Origin of the sequence: Christensenella sp., assembly GCF_034927525.1 — a bacterium.
In the GTDB taxonomy this organism is placed as follows: domain Bacteria; phylum Bacillota; class Clostridia; order Christensenellales; family Christensenellaceae; genus Christensenella.
The window spans coordinates 1-2,894 of sequence record NZ_JAYFPU010000310.1; the positions used below are offsets into that span (position 1 = coordinate 1).

At 51.6% G+C, this 2,894-nt stretch carries 3 protein-coding genes; 2 read left to right on the forward strand and 1 reads right to left on the reverse strand.

Annotation, left to right across the window (positions count from 1 at the left end):
- The coding region (locus VB081_RS12595; RefSeq protein ID WP_323401136.1) for a gluconeogenesis factor YvcK family protein at positions 1 to 1,051 on the forward strand (1,051 nt) is incomplete at its 5' end.
- Positions 1,048 to 1,986 carry a DNA-binding protein WhiA gene (whiA, locus tag VB081_RS12600; RefSeq protein WP_276982499.1) on the forward strand — a complete coding sequence of 313 codons (939 nt, stop codon included), beginning with the start codon at positions 1,048 to 1,050 and terminating at the stop codon, positions 1,984 to 1,986. The genes VB081_RS12595 and whiA, both read left to right, overlap by 4 nt.
- Before the next feature lie 109 nt (positions 1,987 to 2,095).
- Here whiA and VB081_RS12605 read toward each other — a convergent pair whose 3' ends face one another.
- On the reverse strand, positions 2,096 to 2,791 hold the full coding sequence (locus VB081_RS12605) for an MBL fold metallo-hydrolase (protein ID WP_276982500.1): 696 nt from the start codon (positions 2,789 to 2,791) through the stop codon (positions 2,096 to 2,098).
- Between the last annotated feature and the right edge of the window lie 103 nt (positions 2,792 to 2,894).

The window sequence follows — 2,894 nt, forward strand, 5'->3', positions numbered from 1 at the left end:
GAAAAAAACCGAGAACTTTAGGAGGCTGAAGATGGAAATTAAAGAGTATATTCGTGAGTTCACCTTAAAGGATGTGGTCCGGGTCCGAAATCCCCGGGTTGTGGCCTTTGGTGGGGGAACGGGATTATCGGTTATTCTCCGGGGCCTTAAAAAATATACCAACCGTCTGACGGCGGTGGTTACCATGGCCGACGACGGAGGAAGCTCTGGTATGCTCCGGGAGGATTTAGGGATTCTTCCCCCTGGGGATATTCGCAATTGTATTTTAGCATTGGCCGATGATGAGAACGTCATGCAGTCCCTGTTTAACTATCGATTTGGGGGCGGCGGCCTGGATGGCCATAGCTTTGGGAACCTCTTCCTGGCAGCCATGGCAGGTATCAGCAGTGACTTTTACGATGCGGTGCGCCGCACCTCGGATGTCCTGCAGATTACTGGCCGGGTTCTCCCGGTAACCCTGGATGAGATGGTCCTCCTGGGGACCTTAAAGGATGGACAGATCGTAGAGGGTGAATCCCGCATTCCCCAGGTGGTCAAGGAAGCCGGCACCGCAGTGGATTATGTGGCCTTAAAGTCTGTCGCCAGGGCATTGCCAGAAACCCTGGATGCCATCAAGGCAGCAGATATCATCATCATTGGACCAGGAAGCTTATACACCAGCGTCATTCCCCATCTCCTGGTGGAGGGGGTTGAAGAGGCCATTACTGAAAGCCGGGCTAAGAAGTTTTACATTGCCAATTTGATGACCCAACCCGGGGAAACCACGGGCTACAGCCAGGCTGACCATATTGAAGCTATTGAAGCCCATTGTTTTTTTAAGGAGCGTCCGCTCTTTCAGTACATCGTGGCCAACGACGGCGATCTGGGAACCCAGGCCATTACGCGGTACCATAAATCCGGGGCGGCCCCGGTAAAAATAGGGAAGATCCTTCCGGAGTATGATTATCTTCTGGGGGATTATGCCATCCAGGATATGGGGCGGGTCCGCCACGACGCCGACGAGCTGGCCAGACAGGTCTTTCAGGTGTACCTTGACGGTGGTATCAAATGAGTTTTTCCCAGCAGGTAAAGAAGGACCTGTGTGCCCAGCCCTTTGAAGCCGATGGCTGTGTTCGGGCAGAGCTATCGGGCCTATTGGCACCGGTGGCCGTGGTGGCGGTGGATGCAGCACTGGTTCCCCAGGTTATCAGCGTTCAAACTGAAAACCCCGCGGTGGCAGGGCGCATCTTCCGCATGGTCAAATTGCTTTATGGCATCATCCCCAGTGTGAAGATCCTTAAGCGCAAGCAGTTTAAAAACCATCGGCTGTACGAAGTCACCATCATGGGGGATGTCGTGCGAGTCCTAAAGGACCTGCGAATATTGCGCCATAATGCAAAGCATCAAAATTTTTATGTCAACGAGATTCCCCCTTTTTTCAGCTCCAAGCAACGGTTTATCAAAAGCTATATCCGGGGGGTGTTTTTATGCTGTGGATCGGTATCGGACCCGGAGAAGGGCTATCGCCTGGAACTGGCAGGAAAGCAGAAGGATTATCTCAAAAGCCTGGCCCAGGTATTAAGCCACTATGAGATTAAGACCAATCTCATCACAAGAAAGGCATCGGAGGTGCTCTACGCCAAGGAAGCCGAAAGTGTCTCTAGCTTTCTCGGCCTAATCGGGGCCCATAAGGCGTTGTTGGATGTGGAGAGTATCCGGGTAATGAAGGAAGTGCGCAGCGATGTCAACCGGAAGGTCAACTGCGATGTGGCCAATCTCAACAAGGTATCCGCTGCGGCAGAAAAGCAGCTGGCGGATATCCAGGCCATTGCCCGTGGCCCAGGGCTTTCAAGCCTTCCCCCCAGCCTGCGCCATTTGGCTGAACTGCGGGAAGAAAATCCCGATGCAAGCCTGAAGGAGCTTGGGGAGATGATGACCCCCCCAGTGGGGAAATCCGGGGTCTACCACCGCCTCTCCAAGCTGGCAAAGATCGCTGCGGAACTGTAGTTAGAAGTGGCAGACGGATTCATATTCAAATAAAACGGAAAAAGGCCCGCCGCCACATCCTGAGGGATGTGGCGGCGGGCCTTTTTCGTGGCAAATAAATTTGGTGGGTTTAATCCTCGAAAATAATCGCATTTCGTTTTTCAATGGGGAGGATTTCCGTGCCAGAGCCGTAAACTTTACTGGCCAGGGTATCCACCAGGCTGTAGTCATCCCAGAAATGCATGGGAGCCAGGACCTTGGGGTGGAGTTCATCGATGAAATAGACGGCAGCCTTGGTGGCAGAGCTCCCCAGACGTCCATCCACGGGGACAAAGGCCACATCGATGATGGTGTTTTGCAGATCTGTCTTCAATTTGGCAATTTCTGCCTTATAATCCGCCTCCTCGGCCACCGGGTCGATGTGTGGGCGTTCCTCAGTATCCCAATCCCACCAGTTTAAATCGCCGGCGTGGAAGATCGTCCTTCCCTCAGTTTGCACCAGGAAGGAAACCCCCAGGTCGGTGGAGCCGTAGGTCTTAATGGTTACCCCGTCTAATTCCAAGGTTTCGTAAGGATGGACATAGGTGATGTTGCTCCCTCCACGTTTGCTGATATCATCACTCAAAATATAAGTGGAATTATAATCTGTCCCGTAGGAGAAAATGCGCTGGGCAAAATGATCCTTGTGACTGTGGGTGGCAAAGAAGATGTTTTTCCGACCCTTCCGTAAAAAATGGGGTTGGATATTGGTAATGGCATCAAAGATCAGGGTGACCTTTTCCAGCTCGACAATGAAGCCGCTGTGATGCAGATAGATAACTTTCATAAAAACCTCCTTTATAATGGGTTTGCCGTATAATATAGTTTCATTATAACAGCTTTTTCTGAAAAAAACAGGTCCTTGAGGGAAAAGATTTGGATGAGGTCAT